Annotated in this window: 20 protein-coding genes and 2 pseudogenes; 10 read left to right on the top strand and 12 right to left on the bottom strand. The window is 65.9% G+C overall.

Annotated features, from left to right (window positions below; genetic code table 11):
- The 3 genes and pseudogenes from FB454_RS34205 to FB454_RS35690 form a co-directional block, all read left to right on the top strand.
- Positions 1-166, top strand: a 166-nt coding sequence (locus FB454_RS34205; protein WP_145824228.1) for a transposase family protein, incomplete at its 5' end; no start/stop codon positions are given.
- A gap of 94 nt (positions 167-260) precedes the next feature.
- Positions 261-1,024: pseudogene (locus FB454_RS34200) on the top strand (transposase family protein).
- 67 nt (positions 1,025-1,091) lie between these two features.
- A pseudogene (locus FB454_RS35690) lies at positions 1,092-1,445 on the top strand (IS701 family transposase); the annotation flags it as partial.
- Here FB454_RS35690 and FB454_RS34190 read toward each other — a convergent pair.
- From FB454_RS34190 to FB454_RS34175, 4 genes are all read right to left on the bottom strand, one after another.
- Entirely contained in the window at positions 1,411-2,613 is a 1,203-nt protein-coding gene (locus tag FB454_RS34190) for a cytochrome P450 (protein ID WP_222433960.1), read from the bottom strand. The pseudogene FB454_RS35690 and the gene FB454_RS34190 overlap by 35 nt on opposite strands.
- Positions 2,614-2,617: 4 nt before the next feature.
- Positions 2,618-4,603 carry a non-ribosomal peptide synthetase gene (locus FB454_RS34185; protein ID WP_013285021.1) on the bottom strand — a complete coding sequence of 662 codons (1,986 nt, stop codon included), beginning with the start codon at positions 4,601-4,603 and terminating at the stop codon, positions 2,618-2,620.
- Positions 4,593-5,315, bottom strand: a complete 723-nt coding sequence (locus FB454_RS34180; RefSeq protein WP_013285020.1) for a hypothetical protein — start codon at positions 5,313-5,315, stop codon at positions 4,593-4,595. The genes FB454_RS34185 and FB454_RS34180 overlap by 11 nt, the downstream gene beginning before the upstream one ends.
- A gap of 152 nt (positions 5,316-5,467) precedes the next feature.
- A complete protein-coding gene (locus FB454_RS34175) occupies positions 5,468-6,766 on the bottom strand; it encodes an MFS transporter (RefSeq protein WP_049794821.1) in 1,299 nt (432 codons plus the stop codon).
- Between the two features lie 1,041 nt (positions 6,767-7,807).
- Here FB454_RS34175 and FB454_RS34170 point away from each other — a divergent pair.
- From FB454_RS34170 to gntD, 4 genes are read left to right on the top strand one after another with little or no spacing between them, the layout of a single operon-like run.
- The gene (locus tag FB454_RS34170) at positions 7,808-8,077 is read left to right on the top strand and encodes a hypothetical protein (protein WP_145755681.1); all 270 of its coding nucleotides are present in this window, start codon (positions 7,808-7,810) and stop codon (positions 8,075-8,077) included.
- The gene (locus tag FB454_RS34165) at positions 8,074-9,324 is read left to right on the top strand and encodes an ATP-grasp domain-containing protein (protein ID WP_114919805.1); all 1,251 of its coding nucleotides are present in this window, start codon (positions 8,074-8,076) and stop codon (positions 9,322-9,324) included. Before FB454_RS34170 ends, FB454_RS34165 begins: the two co-directional genes overlap by 4 nt.
- A gap of 18 nt (positions 9,325-9,342) precedes the next feature.
- On the top strand, positions 9,343-10,197 hold the full coding sequence (locus tag FB454_RS34160) for a thioesterase II family protein (RefSeq protein ID WP_083791314.1): 855 nt from the start codon (positions 9,343-9,345) through the stop codon (positions 10,195-10,197).
- Between the two features lie 36 nt (positions 10,198-10,233).
- On the top strand, positions 10,234-11,256 hold the full coding sequence (gntD, locus tag FB454_RS34155; RefSeq protein ID WP_013285016.1) for a guanitoxin biosynthesis L-enduracididine beta-hydroxylase GntD: 1,023 nt from the start codon (positions 10,234-10,236) through the stop codon (positions 11,254-11,256).
- Between the two features lie 3 nt (positions 11,257-11,259).
- Here gntD and FB454_RS34150 read toward each other — a convergent pair whose 3' ends face one another.
- Positions 11,260-12,036 carry an integrase core domain-containing protein gene (locus tag FB454_RS34150; protein ID WP_013285015.1) on the bottom strand — a complete coding sequence of 259 codons (777 nt, stop codon included), beginning with the start codon at positions 12,034-12,036 and terminating at the stop codon, positions 11,260-11,262.
- A gap of 50 nt (positions 12,037-12,086) precedes the next feature.
- Between FB454_RS34150 and FB454_RS35685 the strand changes: the two genes are divergently transcribed.
- Positions 12,087-12,221 carry a hypothetical protein gene (locus tag FB454_RS35685; RefSeq protein WP_275896027.1) on the top strand — a complete coding sequence of 45 codons (135 nt, stop codon included), beginning with the start codon at positions 12,087-12,089 and terminating at the stop codon, positions 12,219-12,221.
- Positions 12,222-12,227: 6 nt separating this feature from the next.
- Here FB454_RS35685 and FB454_RS34145 read toward each other — a convergent pair whose 3' ends face one another.
- Positions 12,228-13,010 (bottom strand): IS5-like element ISMau1 family transposase, encoded by a 783-nt coding sequence (locus FB454_RS34145; RefSeq protein ID WP_114919804.1) that lies wholly within the window; start codon positions 13,008-13,010, stop codon positions 12,228-12,230.
- Between the two features lie 135 nt (positions 13,011-13,145).
- Between FB454_RS34145 and FB454_RS34140 the strand changes: the two genes are divergently transcribed.
- On the top strand, positions 13,146-13,727 hold the full coding sequence (locus FB454_RS34140) for a hypothetical protein (protein ID WP_013285013.1): 582 nt from the start codon (positions 13,146-13,148) through the stop codon (positions 13,725-13,727).
- A 189-nt stretch (positions 13,728-13,916) separates the two neighbouring features.
- On the opposite strand, the gene FB454_RS34135 is transcribed toward FB454_RS34140, so the two are convergent.
- Positions 13,917-14,369, bottom strand: coding sequence for a hypothetical protein (locus FB454_RS34135; protein WP_145824227.1), 453 nt, complete (start codon positions 14,367-14,369; stop codon positions 13,917-13,919).
- Positions 14,370-14,741: 372 nt separating this feature from the next.
- Here FB454_RS34135 and FB454_RS34130 point away from each other — a divergent pair, with 372 nt between their 5' ends.
- Complete coding sequence (locus FB454_RS34130) at positions 14,742-15,122, top strand: hypothetical protein (RefSeq protein WP_013285011.1); 381 nt, start codon at positions 14,742-14,744, stop codon at positions 15,120-15,122.
- 293 nt (positions 15,123-15,415) lie between these two features.
- Here FB454_RS34130 and FB454_RS34125 read toward each other — a convergent pair whose 3' ends face one another.
- From FB454_RS34125 to FB454_RS34105, 5 genes are all read right to left on the bottom strand, one after another.
- Positions 15,416-16,024: a hypothetical protein gene (locus tag FB454_RS34125; protein ID WP_013285010.1), complete on the bottom strand. Its 609-nt coding sequence runs from the start codon at positions 16,022-16,024 to the stop codon at positions 15,416-15,418.
- Between the two features lie 168 nt (positions 16,025-16,192).
- Positions 16,193-16,444 carry a hypothetical protein gene (locus FB454_RS34120; RefSeq protein ID WP_013285009.1) on the bottom strand — a complete coding sequence of 84 codons (252 nt, stop codon included), beginning with the start codon at positions 16,442-16,444 and terminating at the stop codon, positions 16,193-16,195.
- On the bottom strand, positions 16,428-16,649 hold the full coding sequence (locus FB454_RS34115) for a hypothetical protein (protein ID WP_041798892.1): 222 nt from the start codon (positions 16,647-16,649) through the stop codon (positions 16,428-16,430). Before FB454_RS34115 ends, FB454_RS34120 begins: the two co-directional genes overlap by 17 nt.
- 455 nt (positions 16,650-17,104) lie before the next feature.
- Entirely contained in the window at positions 17,105-18,241 is a 1,137-nt protein-coding gene (locus tag FB454_RS34110) for a tyrosine-type recombinase/integrase (protein ID WP_013285008.1), read from the bottom strand.
- 63 nt (positions 18,242-18,304) lie between these two features.
- The gene (locus tag FB454_RS34105) at positions 18,305-18,607 is read right to left on the bottom strand and encodes a helix-turn-helix domain-containing protein (RefSeq protein WP_013285007.1); all 303 of its coding nucleotides are present in this window, start codon (positions 18,605-18,607) and stop codon (positions 18,305-18,307) included.
- Positions 18,608-19,486: the final 879 nt, after the last annotated feature.

Raw genomic sequence — 19,486 nt, 5'->3', positions numbered from 1 at the left:
CAACCGGGCCCACGCGAAGATCCGCGCCCGCGGCGAACGCGCGATCGCCACCCTCAAGACCTGGAAAATCCTGGTCAAGCTGCGCTGCTGCCCACACCGAGCGACCGCGATCGTGCAGGCCATCCTCGTCCTGCACCACGTCGAAGCCGACCGCCACGCAGGATGAAAATGGCTCAATGTTTCGATTCCGGTTTTAAGAAACGTCTCGTGGCACGGTCCTCAGTCCGCTGAGGACGATCGTTGGCGATGCCTGAGCGCAGGTGATCTCCACAGCCCGCCCCGAGTGGATCTTTTTGTTCACCGGGTTGCGGCCTGCCCAGTTCCGCCGACTGGTCCGGCTGGTCGCCGAGCGTGGCGGGGAATCGATCGCCGAGGGCCGGCCGGGCCGACAGCGGGCCCTCGACTTGGCCGATCGGGTGCTGCTGGTAGCCGCCTACTGGCGCAGCAAGCTGACCATGCGCCAGATCGTGGCGCTGTCTTGGGGTGTCGCACTCCGCCGCCCACGGATCATCGACACCCTCGGACCCCTGCTGGCCCTCACCCTGGTCCGCCAGCGGCCGGTCAGCCAGATCGCCATCGTCGACTGCACCCTGATCCCGACCCGGGACCACCGCCTCGCCGCAGCGAGCAAGAATTACCAGCACTCGGCGAACCTGCAGGTCGCCATCGACGCCAGCACCCGACCCGGTCATCGCCATCGGCGACCCATAACCCGGCAACTGAAACGGCGCTATCGCCTACCGCACCTCAGGCACCTATCAGAAATGTGCCGGACGGCCCTCGTGGCCGACGGCGTCTACTGCGGCAACCCGGAGGTGATCCCGTACCGCGAGCCCCCACGGCGGCGGGCCGCTACCGCCGTGGAAAGAAGACTTAATGCAGCATCGCACCGTCCAAGCGCAGATCGAACGCGCCTTGGCCAGAAAAGAACTGGAAGGTCCTACGCGGCCATCGCCACTCCGCCCATACATTGACTGCTGTCTATCTCGGCGTCGCTCACCTGCACCACGCCGCTCTGAGCTAGTGACCGCCCGTCCAGGCCGCAGGCAACCCCTCCATCCAGTTGCTCGGTTGTCTGCACCCGACCCCGCCCGGACCGGCCTGCCAGTGAGCTGTCCGGGCACCTCTTCGCTCTGCGGATGCGGTCCCGCCGGCCGGACCATCCGACGCGGCGACGTGGTCCTGCCCGAATGCTGGCTGCTCCTGTAATAGCCCCCCGGCCAGCACGAACCCACCGACTACTGACTGTCCGACCTGCCCGCCGAGACGCCACTGACCGAACTGGTCCGCCCCGGTCAGAAGCCGCTGACGCGTCCAGCACGACTACCGCGAGCTGGAGGCCGCCCTCGGGCTTCGACCACTTCGAAAGCCGCTCCTGGATCGGCTGGCACCACCACGTCGCCCTCAGCACTACAAGCGACGCATCCGGACGGGTAGGTGGTTAATGCCGAGGATGAAGTTGGAGCGCATCCGTTCCAACTTCCCATCTATTTCCCACTCGATCCGGTTGTCGATCAGTGTCTTGAAGAGAATCGACAGTTCCACATGACCCAGCATGGCACCGATACATCGGTGGATGCCGTTGCCGTACGACAGATGCTTGTTCGGTGTACGGGCAACATCGAAACGGTGCGGGTCGGGAAACTGCTCCGAATCACGGTTGGCGGACACGTTCCACAGCGTGACCGGGTCCCCCCGTCGGATGGTGCGGCCGGCCAGTTCGGTGTCCCGGCCAGCGATTCGTAGCACGTACGCGTTTGTGGAACTCCACCTCAGGATCTCATTGATCGCGGCGTCCAACAAATGAGCGTCGTCCGACAAACGTTGATACTGCTCAGGGTGCTCGGCCAATGCGACCAGGCCGGACGAGGCGGTGTGCGAGGTTGTCTCATTGCCCCCAACCGCGACGTTCATGCAGTTGTAGAGCACCTCCTCCTCTGACAAACGGCGACCGTTTAGCTCGGCGGCGGCCAGGATGCTGATAACGTCCGGCCCGGGTCGCCCTCGCCGGGAGGCGAGCAGCTCATCGAAGAACTCGAAGATCTCCATCTGGATTGCGGCGAGTCGCAGGCGCTCGTCGCCGGTCTGATCGACGTAGCCCGGGTCCCGGTAACCGACCATGCGTCTGGTCATGTCGATCAGCGCGCGTGCGTCTTGGTGGCCGATGTCCATCATGACCATAAGCGCCCCGGCCGGCAGCTCCGGCCCGATGTCGGTCGCGAAGTCGCAGCCCCCATCCGCGATCGCGCGGTCGACGGCTGCTTCCACGAGGCTCTCGACCTGTCGGGCGACTCGGGCGACCATCTCGGAGGAGAACGCGCGGTGCATCTGCTGGCGCAGCAGACGGTGCCGCGGCGGGTCAGTCGAGACCAGCATCCGGCCCGCCGCCGTGTCCGCTTCACTGCGGTAGGAGCCGCCTAGCATGGCCCCGCCGGACGACAAAAAGGTGGCGTGGTCCAGGTAGCTCGCGGACACCTCGGCATACCGGGTCAGCGCCCAGAAGCCACCCCCGTCAGGCAATCCGTGCCAGTGGACCGGGTCGTGTTCTCTCAGCAGGTCGAACATTGCGTGGTGCTGCCCACGGGCGAATACATCGACATCCGTCAGCGTCACCGATTCAGAAGTGATGGTCACCCGAAGAGGCCTTTCGCTTGCGAACGATTGTCGCGAGGTCAGCGAGCACCGTCGTACTCAGGACGTCCTGCATATCGAGCGGCGCGCCGGTGTCATTGATGACCCGGCGGCGGACGCGGAACGCCAGAAGCGAGTTCCCACCGAGCGCGAAGAAGTCGTCATGGACCCCAACCTGCTCGACATCGAGCAACTCCTCCCAAAGCTTGGCAAGGTAAGATTCCACCGCGTCTCGCGGTGGCACGGTGTCTCGGCGCCGGTCGAGTTCCTTGCGCGCCAGGTCCGCCAGTTGCCGGGTGTCCCGCTTGCCGTGATCGTTCGCCGGGATCTTCGGGACGACGGCGAAGGCGCTGGGGACCATGTACTCGGGCATAGTCTCAGTAGCATGTTCGCGCAGCTTCCGCAGCGACATCTTCTCCTCTCCCGCTACGAGCGCCACGAGATGCTTGCCGTCGCCCTCCCCGATTGCGACCACCGCCACCTCCAACACCCCGCCGAGGCGGGCGAGAGTTCGTTCCACCTCCCTCGGCTCGACGCGGTAGCCCCGCACCTTGACTTGATCGTCGATTCGGCCCAGGAACTCTAGCTGCCCGTCCTCACGCCGCCGCGCCAAGTCACCCGTCGCGTACATACGGCCGGGGTGGAAAGGATTCGGAAGGAAGCTGGCCGCGGTGAGCCGTGGCTGGCCGAGGTATCCTCGGGCCACCCCCGATCCTCCCACGAACAGCTCACCGGTCCTCCCATCGGCAACCGGATAGCGGTTCTGATCCAGTACGTAGATCTGTGCATCCGCCAAAGGAGCGCCGATGGGCACGCTGGTGTCGTCCGGCAGCACGGTCTTGACCCGGTACGAGGTGCAGGCGGTCGTGCCCTCGGTTGGCCCATACAGATTGTGGAAGTGACCACGAAAGGAGCTGCTCAGCAGGTCACGGCACGCAGAGGGCAGGATAACGTCGCCGCCAGTGTGCAGGAGGCGCAACGTCGAGAAGGATTCCCGGTCCTCGCGTACAACATGGTTGACCGCCATGGTGGGCACCAGCATCGCGGTGATCCGTTGACGGCGCAGTTCGCGTTGCAGATCTCCTCCGATCAGGTCAGGCATGGTGGGCAGTACGACGATTTCCGCCCCCGCTGCCAAAGAGCACCAGACCTCGAAGTTGAACGCGTCGAACGACAGACTCGACACGTGTCCCACCCGATCCTGTGGAAGGATTTGGGGCAGCGCCGGATTTACAGCGAAATATGCGAGATTGCGGTGCTCCAGGACGATGGCCTTTGGCGTTCCCGAGGATCCCGAGGTGAAGAGGACGCAGGCGGCCTGGCAACCCATCACCGAAGTAGCGGGCAAGTGGTCAGGACTCTCGCCCGTCAGATCCGGCGGTAGCGGCGCTATCGCCTCCAGTCCGGCGAGGCCGTCCTGTGGGCCGGGCGTCGTGATTACGAGCCGCGCTCCGCTGTTTTTGATCATGAGATCACGTCGCGAGTCCGGCAAACGGGCGTCGATCGGGACGTATGCACCGCCGGCCTTGAGCGTGGCCAGCAGCGCGATGATCACGTCGACGCCCCGGGGGAGGAATACAGCCACGCGGTCCTCGCGCTGAACGCCTCGGCCCACCAGGGCCGCCGCCATCGCGTCCGACGCCTGGTCCAGTTGGACGTACGTGAGGGAGCGGACGGCGTCGGACACGGCCGGGCGGCCGCCGTGACGCGCAACGCTGTCGGCGAACAACGTCAGCAGGTTGGGGTGATCGCAGGTGGAGGAATCCATGCATTCGGCGACAGGCTCGGCCGAGGTCGACCCCAGCGCCTCCGCCTGTTTGAGGCACGTCGCATACGTTCCCTGGTGACCAGTCGGCGTCCAATCGGCGGGCAGTTCCCGATCCACCGGCCAGATACTCAACTGCCCGTTCGTCCAACGCACCACCTGGAATGCCATTCCGCTGCGTTCCCAGCTCGCGGCCTCAGGCTGCATGCTCGGCCTCCTTGACGAGGATCGAGAGCACGGCTTCTGCGGTGCTGGCGTGGCGAAGCAGGTCGTTGCGCGACGCGTCGATGGCGACGGTTAGAGTTCGCGTGGCACCCGGCCATTCCGACGCGTGCTCGTGCCCTCGGGAAACAATCTGGTACGCCGGTCCACCCCAGGCCGGCCACGAGGTGTTATGTGCCGCCACGAGGTGGCCCAGCCAGTCGAGGTAGAAGTCAGCGATGGCCTCGGCATCGGCCATTGTGGCAGCGGCGTCGCCGGGAGAGTAGGTCGCCGCCTGCTCACCGACACCCAGCAGTCCCGCGTGCATTGACCGGAGCACTGCCTCCGGCCGCTCGCGCACGGCCACTTCGTCGAACATCGACGTCGGGGTCCACCCCGCCTCGTCCACGGAGAGAAACTCTCTCAGCTTATGGAGCGCCATCTCGTATTGCTCCTGGACCGCAGGTGCCCGGGCAGGTTCGCCGTCGAAGAGTATCAGCGGCAATGCGCGGCCGGTGATGGCGTAAACATAGGCCGCCAACTCCTGTGCGATGGGAGCCGCCATACAGTACGCCAGCACCGCCCGCACGCCGTCAACGTCGCCCTGCCGGCCCAGCAGCTCCATGGCGTAAGCGCCAGCGGAAAACTGCCGCGGAAACGGTGGGCTCAGCATGTAGTGCACCATGTGCCCGTGCGACTCGAGGTCCAGCGCCGACACGGGCGCCTCCGGCCGCCGCCCGGTGTAGTCGAGGACGAGAATTCTGCCAGTCCCTCCCGCGCCATCACTGGCGCCGGGTGTCCATGCCTCATTAATCAATGCAATCCCTCGAAATATGCCAAGAGTGGAAGGTCTGACGACAGCGGTCCCCGTCATCTTCCTCTCTCCCCCAATGCCGGCGCCGCGTGGCTCGTGCCGCTTACGGGGCCAACATGCGGCTGCGTCTCTACAAGATCGGCCGACGCCATCGCCTCCTCTGGCTGCAATGGGGCGTGCGAGGAAAGCGTCCAGGTGATCGGCATGGCGAGCGCGGCCAGCGTCACGGCCAGATAGAGGACCGAGGCACCGACGAGCGTAACCTGCGTGGTGATCGTCGCCGCGACCGAACCAACGACGGCCAGCCCGATGGGCCGCAGGACGGTGGAGCCGAGATAGTCGTAGGCGATGACCCGCGATAGCACACGTTCGGGCACGTGGTTCTGCATCACGCTTTCCCAAATCGCGTCGGCGAAGGCTATCACGGCACCAAAGAGGAACGACATGCCAGCGAGGGCATAGACCGGTGCCGGCGCCGCGAGCCCCAGCAGCACGGCCGGTGAAAGCAGCAGCGACCCGCCGACCGCGACCAGTGGCCGCTTTGGATGCCACCGCACCGCGACGAGACTGCCCAGGAGCGACCCCATACCCACGGAGGCCGACATGATCGCCCACGCGGTCCCGCCACCCAGGGAGGTCTTAGCGACGACTGGGCCGAGCACCCAGAAGACGGCGAGAAGCGCGAACTGGAACAGCGCGAAGTTCAGGATCCAGGAACGCAGCCATGACCGGGAGATTACCTCGTTCCAGCCCTCCGCCAGGTCCCGCACGAAGCTCTGGCGCTCCTTCGCAGGCCCTCGCTCTGCGGGACTGACACGAGTGAGCAGGAAAGCACTGACCGCGAACGACGCTGCATCGATGGCAAGTGCCCATGCGGGACTGGTTACCGCGAGGAGTACACCGGCGATCGCCGGGCCGGCCACGTGGGTCAGGCCTGCCATCGAGTACATAAGGCCGACACCCCGCTGACGCAGCTCCCGGGGCAGCACCTGTGCTAACAGGCCACTCGACGCTGGCCGGTAAAAGGCGGTCGCCGTGCCGTGAACGGCTTGGAGGACCACCATGGCCCACATGGGCGCATGGTTGGCGAAGATGAGCGCCGCGAAGATGCCCTGGCTGACGAATCGCACCGCGTCGGAGCCGACCATGATCAGCTGACGGGGCAGTCGGTCAGCCCATACGCCGCCGGTCAGGACGAACAGCGCCATGGGCACCGTCCGCGACAGGAGGACGATTCCCAGGGCGGAGGCGGAGCCGGTGACCTGCAGTACCGCGAAGGCGAGTGCTACCGGAACGACCTGGTCACCGAGGAATGAAGCCATGTTCGCGAAGAAAAGGTTGCGGTAGTCCCGCACTCCTAGCGGTAGGACAGACTCCCTGATGGAGGCTGACATCAGACATTCCTCTCGACGAGCTGTCGGGCATCTTCGCCTGACCGCCCCGGTGCCATGGAAAATGATGGGTCTTAGCGTGTCCTGGCGAACGGGACGGGCGGTCCCTTTCGTCATCCAGACCGCTGTGGATCCCGAGCCTGTGGCCGCTATACAGAGGCTGCGGCATTGCCGGGGGGGATGCTTACGGGCCCAACTGCACCCCGGTCTCCCCAGGGGCGTCGAACGCCTGCCGAACATCAGCGTTTGGCTGGCCGATTGGGGGTACTACAACGCGGCCTGGCCCAGCCTTGGCACCCGTGACGTGGTGACGGGCACGCACCCCAATGTCGTGCCGTGGTGCCCCGGCCGAAGCCGGCAAGCCAGGCTGGCCGAGCGCGAACAGTTGCCCGCAGTTGTCCTCTATGGCAACAACGGTCTCGGCCAACTCCACACCCGCCTTGCAGGTATTCACATCGAGCACGGCCATGGTCTTAGTGCTACTTTCCGATGTAATCGCACGGAAGGGTTTCAGTTGGCCTGGATGGCGGTTGACCTACCCATAGTGGTCGATGCCATGCCTCGAGGCGGCGCAGCTTTCGACACCGACGAGGACGCGGCGGACGCCGGTGATTCGAGCACTGGCACGAGGAAACCGAATTGAAATGCGATCACCGGTGGGAGAATTTGACGAATCCTCCTCCGCATGACCGGCGCGCCTGGACATAGCCATGGAAACCCCCGCTTGCCTTCTGGCCTGTTCGGCGCATCAACCTACGGACACCCCCACCGCCTGTCAACCACTCGTATGGACTAGAGAGGACACATAGAGGTTCATTTGTCCACTTCGTACGCCTGGTGCTCTCAGCCCGACTTAGGACGATAAGACCCCTCTCCGCCGCTGATGGTTGGTGGTTGACGACGCAGCAGGTACCGGCTATGTTCGCTCGCTAGCACTGTCCTCAGTCATGCAGCAGCAGATGGGCGAGTGATCGACGAGGACGTCGCTGTAACGGGGAACAAGTTATGGAGACAGAATTGAAGCATGCGGGGGATCGCATCGTCGCCAAGTTGAACGTGGCTGATTGCGTTCATTCAATTCAGTCATTTCCCCCTGCCACATTCAGGCGTTTCGGCATTGTCAGGTTCGTGCTCGACGATGTCTCACCAACTGGCGACCCGCTCTCTACGCACACGCACTTACTTGCCGTGCATCACGTGCAGGACTCGCTGCTGCCGCTGACAGGGGACAATTTGACCGCGAAGCTGTCCGGCGGCCGGGAGGTAGTGGCATGACGGACGTGCTGCCGACGGTTGTCGTCGTGTACGACATCGGCGCGGCGACGCCACTGGAAATCCTGTCGGCGGCCGCTGGCACCTGCGATGTTCTCTTCCTGTACGACCGCAGCCGACCTGAGGCGGCACCCGGCGTAGAGTTCATCCGGGAACTCGCCGACGGTCTCGACGCCACTGGCCGTACCGTGGACGAGCTCGCCGATATGCTGCGTGAGCGACGGCCGGCCGGCATTGTTACCTTCAGCGAGTACGCGCTACGACTGACCTGCCAGCTCGGAGAGCGGCTCTCCCTGCGCGGCCACGATCTCGCCACCCTGGACCGGCTGACCCGCAAGTCGCTGCAGCGGGAGGCCCTCGCCAGCGCCGGCGTGGACGGCCTGGCGTTTCGTCTCGTCCGCTCCGTGGAGGAGGCCACCGCCGCGCTCGATGAGATCGGCTTCCCGGCCGTGCTGAAGCCGTCAACTGGCACGCACAGCCGGGATACCTTTCGTCTCGACTCCGCCGAGGACTGGCATAACCTCGCCCGCTCCATCGACCTCTCAGAGGACTTCGTCGTCGAGGAGCTGCTGGTGGGCGACCGGCGGTGGACGGGCGAAGGGTGGGGTGACCACGTCTCGGTGGAGTACGCCAGTTTCGATGGCGACCATCAGCACATCGTCACCCTCGGAAAGTTTCCGCTGGCCGAGCCGTTTCGTGAGACGGGCGACTTCTTCCCGTCCACCCTCGACGAGCCTGCCCGCCAACAGGTCCGAAGCCTGGTCGCGGCTGCGCTCACCGCGGTCGGCGTGCGCGACGGGGTAACCCACACGGAGGTCAAGTTCACCGCGACGGGTCCGCGGATCATCGAGATCAACGGCCGCTTGGGCGGCGGCACCGCCGACATTGTCCGCAAGGCAGGCGCGCTGAACCCGATCACCATCGCCCTTCAGATCGCACTCAACTACCGACCGCAGCCCGACTGTCCCGACAAGTCGGAGGAGGTGGTCTTCGAGATGAGCGTCCTATCCCCGCTGGAGAGGGTGAGGGTCGAATCGATCGGAGGGCTCGATGCAGTCCGCGCCCTCGAGGGGATCGACCGTGTGGTCGCCGTTGCCCGTCCGGGATCGATCGTCGACTGGCGCGACGGCTCGGTGAGCCAGCTTTGCACGGTATTCGGCCGGATCCACGGGCACCCGGCACTGGCCCGGCTGCGGCGGGACATCCACAAAACCCTGGACGTAACCTTTTCGCCCGGCGCCGCATGGTGACCTTCACGGAACAGCCCGATGGATGACACTCAAGGTTCGCCTCAGATCAATCGATACCGGCCGGTTCTACCAGGGGTGTCGTCGGTCGGCACGCGCCGGCTAGCGAGTGCCGAGCGGTGGCTGGTATGCGGCAGATCGACGCCGGCGGCCGCCAGTCGGATCTACTGTCTGTCGCATGCCGGTGGCAGCGGCAGCGAGTTTGGTCGTTGGTCGCCGCCCGGGCAGGACATCGAGATTTGGGGCGTTCGCTACCCCGGCCGTGGCACTCGCCTGCGGGAGAAGCCGTACCGCCGACTGGACGAGATGGTGGCAGCCCTCCTCGACGGGGTCGACTTCGTGCCGCCGTTCGGGCTGTTCGGGCACAGCATGGGTGGGTTGGTCGCCTTTGAGGTGGCCCGCGTGCTCAGGCGGCAGGGACGTCCTGGCCCGGATTGGCTTTGGGTCTCGGCCTGCCCGGCACCGCACCTTGCCCGCCCGGAAGCGCCCATCCACCATTTGCCCGACAGCGAATTCCTCGAAACGGTGGCGAGCCGCCACGGGGGGATGCCCGCCGAAGTGTTGCAGGACCAGGAATTGGCCGGGATCGTCCTGCCGTACCTGCGGGCCGACCACGAGATGGTTGAGTCTTACGTCTACCGGCCAGACGAGCCCCTCGCCTGCGCGACCCACGTCCTCTATGCCACCGACGACCTTGTCTCGATCGACCGGTTCGAGGCTTGGTCGAGTCTGACGACTAGGCCGCCGACATTCCACCGGTTTACGGGCGGGCACTTCTACATCAATGAGTACAGGGAATCGGTGCTGCGACTCATGTCGAGCGTGATCTCCGAAGACCAACCACCCCACGTGGTCCGGTGCCCGCCCCCTCCCTGAAATGCACCCAGATCCGGAAGGCAATGAAGTCAAGCTATGAAGACCCTGGACAGGATCGCTCAGTACACGCTGTCGTCGGCCGAGATCGATGAGATCGTTGGGTACTCGCGCATGTTGTGCGACGAGCCGATCCCGCCGACCGACCCGCGCTTCTGCGACAAGCACTGGGACCTTCACCTGCATCTTCCTGAGGGAGTACGCCGGTTCCTGGAGTGGTTTCGCCGGACAGAGGCGGCCGCGGCTTGCTTGGTCAAAGGTTTCCCTGTGCCGGAGGACCAGGTTGGTCTGACCCCGCCGACGTGGGAGGAGGCACTTCTCGACCGCCCGGTCCTCAACCACGACATCTTCATCGCGATGTGCGGCTTGGCACTGGGGGATCCGTTCACATGGTCGACCCTGCAGAACGCTTCCATGATCCAAAACATCGTCCCGATCCGAGGCGACGAGCGACGGCAGAACGGGCACAGCAGCGAGGTGCTACTGGAGTTCCACACCGAGGACGGCTTCCACCCCGCACGCTGTGACTACCTGATGCTCTTTGGTGTCCGCAACAACGACGAGGTCCCGACGTACTTGGCCTCCATCGGCGACGTGGAGCTTTCCGACGCGGTTCGGAGCGTGCTGTCACAGCCACGCTTCCACATATTCCCCGACGACGAGCACGTGCGGCAGTTGCAGCGCCGGCACCCGGACCATCCGGCGCTCGCGCGGGCCTTGGAGCTCCAGCGGGCTCCGGAGGCGGTCGCAGTCCTCTTCGGTGACCGACTCAATCCGTACCTGCGGATCGACCGGCCGTTCATGCGCTGTGCTGAGGGCGACGTGGAAGCTGAGAGGGCGCTCGACGCTCTTATGGCGGAACTGAAGCGGCACCAGCAGTCGGTTGTCGTAGAGCGTGGGACCCTCCTGGTTGTCGACAACTACCGAGCCGTGCACGGGAGAAAAGCGTTCCGCTCTCGGTATGACGGCAGCGACCGATGGTTGAAGCGCATGATCGTCAGCCGTAACTTGCGGAAGGCCGAGGGCGATCGGGGGCCGTCGAGCTACCGGGTGCTGTTCTGAACGCTACAGGCAGATAAGCAGCGGTTTGCCGCTTGGCGGGGCTGGCCATACCCAGACGAACCTGTCGAGATGGCCCGGGCAGACGGTACCAACTGCAACATCAGGTCCGCATATCCACGGCGGGTGCCGGGGAACAAAAGATATCAACCAGTTCGGGGGCGAATAGTTCAGGACCCGTTGAGTGAGCCATGTTCTCCTGGGCCTAGTTGCTCCGCGCGGCTTCGGGCAGAGCGGGCGGTTGTGGGATGGCGCGTACGAACCGCTCGGGGTTGCGGGCGTAGGCGGCGGCCAGGACCTCGCGCACCCGCTCGGCGTGGCCGTGTGGACGTCGTTCGGGGTGTGCCAGCCGATGCCTGAGTGCCGGTGGATCGTGTCGTACCAGGTGAAAAAGGCCCGGCAGTGGGCTCGGGCATCCTGGATGGATCCAAAACCGTCGGGGAAGTCCGGCCGGCACTTCAGCGTCCTGAACTTACTCCCGAGGTCGTCCATCAATCGCCAGTACACGTCAGACTCGTAGAAGCCCTCAGCGTCACTGTTTCCCTCGGCGGGATCGATCTTGTACAACTCGGGGACATCATAGGCGATGGTGTATCCCGCCTCAGAGTTGTTCCACTCGACGCGGACAACCATGTTCGCAGTGCCGATGTCGTAGTTGTCGTTCCCGTGGTTCTTGACGATGTATTCGAACTGATACGTGAAGGTGTAGCTGTCGTCTTTCTTGAGCGACCGCAGATAGTCCTGCTCGTTTACGAAGCCATGGTTATCGGACTCACTCCACATGGCAGCAGCATACGACCACCCAGGCCGACGAGGCCTGCGGGCACTGGTCGGTGGAGGCCAACGGCACGGTGATCGAGCAGGCGCAGATCCTGACGACCTATAACCTGGCCGCCCTCGTTCATGCGGTCGGCGTCGCTTCCACGGGCGGCTGGCCCGAACGGTGCGACGCACGGTCGCGACAGTGAGCAGTTTCATCCTGCGTGACGCTTGGCTTCGACGTGGTGAAGGACGAGGGTGGCCCGCACGATCGCGGTGGCGCGGCGGGGGCAGCAGTGCAGTTTGGTCAGGATCTTCCAGCCCTTGAGGGTGGCGTTGGCGCGTTCGCCGATGGCGCGGATCCGGGCGTGGGCACGGTTCACGGCCTTCTGCCCTCGTGACAGCCGCTGCCGGTATCGGTGGCGTTTGAACGGTGTCCGGATGCTGCCGCCCGCGCCTTGGTACGCCTTGTCGACGAAGGTCATCACGTTGTCCCTACTCAACGCTTGGATCAGGTCGCGCGTGCGGGCAGCGGTCAGGTCGTGGACGGAGCCGGGGAGCGCGGGCGAGGCCCAGACGAGCCGACCGGCCGGGTCGGCGATGACCTGCACGTTCATGCCATGACGGCGGTGTTTGCCGGAGTAGTAGGGCTTCTGGCCCGCGACGCGGTCCATCGGGATGAGGGTGCCGTCGAGGACGACATAGGCCAGGCGGCGGATCCTGCGCATGGCGGCGGACAGGTCGTCGGCGGCTGCGGCGAGGAGGTCGACGGCCTCGCGGACGTACCGCCAGGCGGTCGCCACGCCGATCTCGAACCCGCCGGCCAGCCGGGTGTAGGTGTCACCGTTGCGCAGGTGGGCCAGGGCGAGCAGCGCCTGACGGCCGGGCCCGAGCCGTCGCCAGCGGGATCGGTGCTGGTGACGGTGCCTGCGGATGAGGCCGGCGAGGTGGTTCAGGGTCCGGGTGGACAGCGGAATCGCGGCAGGGTAAGACAGCATGGCGAGGCTCCCGTTACGGCATCGGATCTTGGTCGACTGCTGCCTTACCAGGAGCTTCGTCCTTTGTAGACACCGGGCCTCACCCGCCACCCGTGACCTGCACCATCACGATGAAAATGGCTCAATAATCCGCAGGTGGATGTTGCCGAACTACTCGCCCGGGCTGCGGCCATGGTCCCGGCTGATGTCGTCAACGAGGCCGGCGTGACGAGGGTGGACGTCCGCGAGTACCCCCACCACGACGAGTGGGAGGTCGCGCTCGACCTCCTTGCGGAGGACCTCGGCTCGGGTTGGCGACCACCGGTCGCTTGGTGGGATCTGCTGATCGACAGCGCCGAACTGATGGGGCTTTCTGATGCCGCGGCATGGTGCCGCTGGGGTCGGTGGGAGAGCATCCACGGGATCGTCCGCGCCGAGTTGCGGCTCCTGTCGCCCGCCGAAGGTGGCCGACAAACGCCGATCCCGGGCAAGGGCATCCTCCGACCGCTGTGGGATATCGGCAGGCGCACGGCCGCGGGCGACCCCGATATGCTCGTGGCACGCATCTGGGTGGAGTCAGCACCGACGATGCCGCCGGCCGCCACCGGGTCCGTCCGCCTTGGCCCGCTGTCCCCAGCCCTCTGGAGGCACCTGCAGCCGGGCATGACGATCACCATGCACGAGGGCCGGCCCACCGTAGGAACAACCACCATCATCGAGACGTCAAATGTGCGCTAACTCGGTGCGACCGAGAGCACGCTCGATCGGATTGTGGCGGCACTGCGTAGCGCGTCGTCTGAGGCATGAGCCGGCATACGTCGCCGTCGTCGGCGTGTCCGGCATCAAGGTTGTCGCCGAAGTATCACCGGGCGCATGGACGACAGCCGTCCCGGTGAGGATACGGCGATGCTACGGAATGCTCTCCCTTCACAAAGGCTGCACGCCGGCGGCCGGCACCGTCGCGATCACGTAATCCTCGATCAGGTCCGGCTGCAGGCCGACCATCGCGTCCCTACCGACGTAGCGGACGACGAACGTAGTCTCGCGGAGCCACATCTCGTCATAGTCGGCAAGGCTCTCTGGCACCTCGCCCACGAGTCGCACCTCGTCACCCGGCTTGACCACGGCATCTGCCGGAGCCTCATCGCGTTGGACGGCCGTGATCGCACCGATCAGAGCCTTCAGCGGTTCGGTGTCCGCGCCGTAGTGCACCAGATGACCCGCCTGGCCGAAGACGACATCGGCCTGGGCTCCGCTCAAGTCGGCGAGCGCCTCGACCGCACCGGCCGCCAGGGACGGACTCCCCGACGTGTGAAGTTGCGCCGCCAACGCTCGGAGCAGGCGATCGATGACAAGCTCCGCGGTCTCCTCGTCCCTCATCTAGCGAGGATATGACCAGCCGACGGCACCGTTGACGGCCAGCACGTGCAGGGCCAACTCTGGTGTCATACCAGACGGCCAGTCCGTCGGCATCCGCCCCGGCGTGAGCGCAAACTGCCAGCCGCGGACCCCAGCCGCGCGCGCTGATACTTCGGTATTTCCAAAGTGGTCACACCGCGCAGGAGACCCTGGTCAGATGGCTGCTGGTGGGACTCGGGTCTCAACTGCCCGAATCCTACCAACTCCACCATGGCGGATCTAGAGCCGCACGTCGATGCAAGTTTGCCCCGGCGCGGCGCTGGGCGAGCAGCCATGAGGCTTGCCCATCCATCGCGGAGCACTGGCTCATGATCACTGGGATAAGCTCCGCCGGTGAAGCGACTCCTCGCCGCGGGCCTGCTAGGTGCCGTCCTCTTTCTCTCCGCCTGCAGCGACGACAAGCCGGAGGCAAGCCGTCCCAGCCCTGACCAGTACAGCCGCAGCGGCTGCATCTTGCTGGCGCAACGGTTGAAGGAGAATGACCATGGCTGGATCCTGAATGGCAGTGTCGCGACCCGGGCTGCTCGCTCGACAGACCCCGCGATAAACGCCGCCGGCAAGGAGTTGGTGCTGGCCGTGCAGGAGGCCGGCGACCTGGACGTAGGCAGCAAGGGCAAAGCAGACATGACACAGGCCGAGGCCCGGGTCACCGAAGCTCAACAGAAGCTGAAGACAGCGTGCCGTGACCTGCTAGGCGAAGAACCCTGGTCCTGACCACACGGCCGTGCCGTGTCCTGCACCGCGGAACCTTCACGCCCTGGGCTTAATCGCTGGCGGACTCGGCTCGAACGTGCAACCTGCGCCACGGAGCGACGTCGGCTTGATAGGTGGGCGTGGACCTACGTCACCGGATGACCCAGGACGCCACCATCGGCGGCCACTTCGTCGTCGCTGAGGTCCCAGGTCATGCCGGGCCCAGGTCCGCCATCGACCGAGTATCGCAGCTGGTCGTTCTCGTGTCGTCATGACTGCTCCCATGAGAACCCGGCGTTCAACGGGGCGGGTCCTCAGGTGGCCGGGCGCTCCAGTTGGGAACGCGTCTGCACGAACATGCTGGCCGCGCTACCGGTAGATGGGAAACCGAGGAAGGCCACCATGCCGACGCTGTGGTTGTCAGCCCACGCACAGACCTCGACGTTGACGCCCTGGGTTTCACCCTTGCCGCAGCGGGCGTCGCCGCCCATTGGCCCCGGCCGGGTCGGCTTGACACCGGACAGCCTCGGCAGGGTCGCGAAGAGTCTGTCGAGGGTTGCCTTCGGGTCTGTTACCTTTCCGGACACTCCGCTGGCCAGGGCGCTGTACTGCTCATCTGCATTGGTGTAGGCCGCTGCGACCGCGCTAGTTGGCTCACCGTCGAGGAGTTCTTTGAGCCCGCCCATGCTTTGCTGGGCTTGTTCGCGCAACGTCTGGCTCTTCGATTCGGGCCAGCCGCTCACCAACCTCTCCGGTTTTTCGAGACGCATGGCCGCGGTCGGTGAGGGCGACGCCGACCGCGCTTCCGTCTTCCGCTCGGCGTCGTAGGCGGGTTGTGAGCAGCCGCTCGCCACGAGCAGGCCGGCGAGGGCTAGCGCGACACTCGCTCGGCGCGGTGCGGCGTCGGTTTGCCGTGTACGCATGCGTCACTCCCTCGTCTCACGTCTACGGGCGCACGATATCCCGAAAGATCACCATGAAGGGTCCCGGCTTCCGGTCATCCCAGAAGCTATCGCCACATGGTCAGCGAAGGATCCTGGTGGACGACGGAGCCTTTACCCGCCTTGGATGAGGGCTTCACTGGTGTGCGGTTACTCGATGTCCAGGGTGACGATGACGCCCTGATTCGCGCACGCTGTCTGCAGGCCCGAGATGTGCGTCGTCATCGGGCCAATGAACGCCAGCGCGCCCATCTCCTGCCCATTCGGGATCTGCGACATCTGCCAGGCGAGGTCCATCAGCGCCATGCCGTGCGCGCGGATGTCGTCGTGGCGGGAGTTCTCGAACACACTGCGGGCCTGCCGGTACTCGGCTTCGATGAGCTTGTCATCGCCGCTGTCCATAGCGCTGCCGTCGGCCTTCTTTCCTCGCGCGCATGGCCTTGCAGACGACGACACCGGTGTCCTCGCGGATGAACCGGTCGTACAGGCCGTAGCCGCCGACGGCGAGCAAGAGCACAGCGAGGCTGCGGCGGCGGCGATCAGCGGCTTGCGGCTGGGCGCGGCCGGCGGTGCCGACGGCGTCATCCCAGCGGCGGCCGGCGGCCACTCGGCCAGCTGGTGCTGGACGGGCGGCTGGCCGTAGACGTCGTGCGGCTGCTGCGCTTGCTACGGGTTGGTTAAGACTGTCTCCCCACGTGACATGTCGTATCGATGATGGTCCGAAAGTGGGTGTTGACCTGCCCGTTGTCAGCTAGGTGACCGTGGGTGTGGCCGGTCAGCTGGTGCGGGTCGGTCGGAACGTGCCGACGGTGGCGGCCACATCGCCGGGCATGTGGCGCCGCTCGTCGAACACGTACGGCTCAAGGAGGGTCCAGCCGTCGGCGCTGAGCTGCGCGAACCAGGCTTGACGGCGGAGTCTCAGATGCTCTCCGCAGCGGTGCAAGTGCCCGCGAATGCTCGGCACAACACCCCCCGCTCAAACAGTGCTCGCCCATGTCCAGCCCTGGGCGAGATGATGTGGCCCCTAACGGCTGGACACCTATGCGCACCTCAGCAGCCTGATCAAGCGACGGGTCGCAGATGCCGCAGCGTGCTGTTGGGGCGGTCGGGATGGGTTGTCTCCCAGCGTCGCTGCAGCGCATCAACAAGGTTGGTGATCATGGGTTCGGTGACGTGGCTGTAGATGCCTCTGACGCCGGCGAGGCGGTGGCCGAGCCGTCGGGCCTGGGCGATCTCGGGGATGCCGTCTTCGATCAGCCAGGTCTTGTGGGTGTGGCGCAGGTCGTGAAAGTGCATCCCGGGAAGGATCGGCGGAATGTCTCGCTGGGGGCCGCCGGTGAGGGCGGGGGTCCACGCGCGGCGGTTGAAGTTGGAGCGACGTTGGTGGTAGCCGCGGGCGCCCGGGAAGACGGTGTCGTGGAGATGTTCGGCGAGGTGGGTGGCAAGGAGATTGGTGAGGAAGCGGGGTAGGCGGATGTGGCGGACGGAGTCGTTTGTCTTGGGTGGGCCGAGGTACAGCTTGCCTTCGACTTCGTGTAGGGCGCCGGTGTCGGGGTGGACGTAGATGCTACCGAGGGTGAGGTCGAGGTTGTCTCGGTGCAGGCCGGCGAGTTCGCCCCAGCGCATGCCGGTGTAGGCGGCGGTGAGGACCATCAGGCCGTCGGAGGGTCGGGCTTGGCGGGCGACGATGGCGGCGACTTGTTCGGCGGTGGCGTGGGGCCGCTCGGCGCGGATGCCTTTGGGGATGCGGATTCCTCGGCAGGGGTTGAAGGGGATCCGGCGGTCTTCTACGGCTTCTTGTAGGACCATCGACAGGACCATGATCACGTCGGCGACGGATCGGGGTGCGAGGCGTTTGCCGAGGGCGACGGCGAGGGTCTTGATGTGTTGGCGGCGGATGTCGACCAGGGGTAGCGGGCCGAGGGTGGGCAGGATGTGCAGCCGCAGGTGGCTGCGGTAGGCGGCCCAGGTCGCGGGAGACGCCTGGTGGGTGGACTCCCAGATGGGCACCCATTCGGCGAGGGGGATCCGTCCGCCGCGAGGGTCGATGAAGGTGTCGCGGGCGACTTCGACGTCGATCTCTTTGGCGCGAATGACGGCGTCGGCGCGCCGGTCATGGGTGGAGTCTGTGGTGACGGTGCCGTCGGTCATGCGGAGGCGGACGCGGAACTTCATGCCGCGTTGTTCCACCCAAGCCATGGGTTACTCCATTCGGTGCGGGTGCGGTGCGTCGGTGATGGACGCGTGACTTCGCGGGTCGGATCAAGTCGGCGTCGGCGGGTGGCGGCGTCGGTGGGTGCGGCGGCCGGTGGCCGGTTCTGCGGAGGCGGCGATGAGGGCGGCGAGGTCGGCGGCGGAGAAGCGCAGGTGCTTGCCGAGGAAGGTGCAGGGGATCTGGCGGCGCCCGGCGCGGCGGCGTAGCCAGGATTCCGGGATGCGCAGCAGCGCTGCGGCTTCGGCTGGTGTGTAGAGGCGCGGTTCCTGCTCGTCGTGGTGCCCCGTCGCGCGGACGGGTGTGGGTGGCGGCGGTGGGCGTCGTCGGGGGCGGGGCGGGTTGTCGCGCACGGTGAGCTCCTCGCAGGCGCGGGTGGGGCGTGCTCTTCGCGGGCGGATGTCTGGTCGGCCCGTGAAGAGCCCGCGGGTGGTCAGTGGTGACGGCACAGCAGGAGGGCGGACGCGGCGGCTGCTTGGGCGGGGACGACACCGTTTCTGAGAACCCGTAGCGCGACGGTGCGAGGCAGGGCGAACGCCGGGTGACCGAGGGGTCGGGCAGGCCCATGAGCCATGCCACGAACGGTGGGGCCAGGACGGGTTGGCCGCCTTGTCCGGGTTGGATGGATGCGGGGTGCGCCGAGCGTGGTGGTGGGGTGAGCGACGGTGGTGCGCAGGCCAGATCCGCCGGTGCGGTGGTGGCCGGGGCCTCTGGCATCAGGAGGCGCGGGGTCTAGGCAGCAGGACCCCGGACAGGGTTGGGCGGAAGTCGGGGCCGACTCGGTGGCCGCTGGTTCTGCTGTCGCTGGCAAATCGGGTTGGTGGGAGGTGGCGGGTGCCGTGGGGGTTCGGTGATGTCGAGCAGCCGTGATGGGTGCTCGGGTCCTTTACCCTCGCGGGCGCAGAGGGTGGGCAGCGCGAGTACCTGCTCCCCCGCCGCCGGTGGCGAGCAGGATCAGCTGGTCCCGTCGGTGCGGGCGTCGGATGCACAGGCATAGCCGGCTCGTTTCGTACCCGAGCGTGGCCAGGTCAGCGTGAACGACGTCGAGTCCGCGTGCGCGGAGGCGGCGACGTCTTCCACGAACACGAGGGGCGGTCGAAGATCGCGAACAGCGTGGGTGGCGCTTGTCGACAGATTGAGCCTTTTTCATCCTGATCTTGCAGGTCAGCGTGGGTAGGCGGGGGCCGTAGATCGATGAGGGCGAGGCTCCAGGTAAGACAGCAAATCGACCA

The sequence above is a fragment of the Micromonospora sp. CNZ297 genome (genome assembly GCF_007827625.1).
This window is presented reverse-complemented; position numbering and strand designations above follow the sequence as displayed.

Coding starts and splice junctions, on each gene's coding strand:
- FB454_RS34125 (WP_013285010.1), bottom strand. CDS start 16,024: ATGCGTACACGGCAAACCGACGCCGCACCGCGCCGAGCGAGTGTCGCG.
- FB454_RS34145 (WP_114919804.1), bottom strand. CDS start 13,010: ATGCTGTCTTACCCTGCCGCGATTCCGCTGTCCACCCGGACCCTGAAC.
- FB454_RS34170 (WP_145755681.1), top strand. CDS start 7,808: ATGGAGACAGAATTGAAGCATGCGGGGGATCGCATCGTCGCCAAGTTG.
- gntD (WP_013285016.1), top strand. CDS start 10,234: ATGAAGACCCTGGACAGGATCGCTCAGTACACGCTGTCGTCGGCCGAG.
- FB454_RS34135 (WP_145824227.1), bottom strand. CDS start 14,369: ATGAGGGACGAGGAGACCGCGGAGCTTGTCATCGATCGCCTGCTCCGA.
- FB454_RS34110 (WP_013285008.1), bottom strand. CDS start 18,241: ATGGCTTGGGTGGAACAACGCGGCATGAAGTTCCGCGTCCGCCTCCGC.
- FB454_RS34120 (WP_013285009.1), bottom strand. CDS start 16,444: ATGGACAGCGGCGATGACAAGCTCATCGAAGCCGAGTACCGGCAGGCC.
- FB454_RS34150 (WP_013285015.1), bottom strand. CDS start 12,036: ATGTGGAGTGAGTCCGATAACCATGGCTTCGTAAACGAGCAGGACTAT.
- FB454_RS34185 (WP_013285021.1), bottom strand. CDS start 4,603: ATGCAGCCTGAGGCCGCGAGCTGGGAACGCAGCGGAATGGCATTCCAG.
- FB454_RS34160 (WP_083791314.1), top strand. CDS start 9,343: ATGGATGACACTCAAGGTTCGCCTCAGATCAATCGATACCGGCCGGTT.
- FB454_RS34165 (WP_114919805.1), top strand. CDS start 8,074: ATGACGGACGTGCTGCCGACGGTTGTCGTCGTGTACGACATCGGCGCG.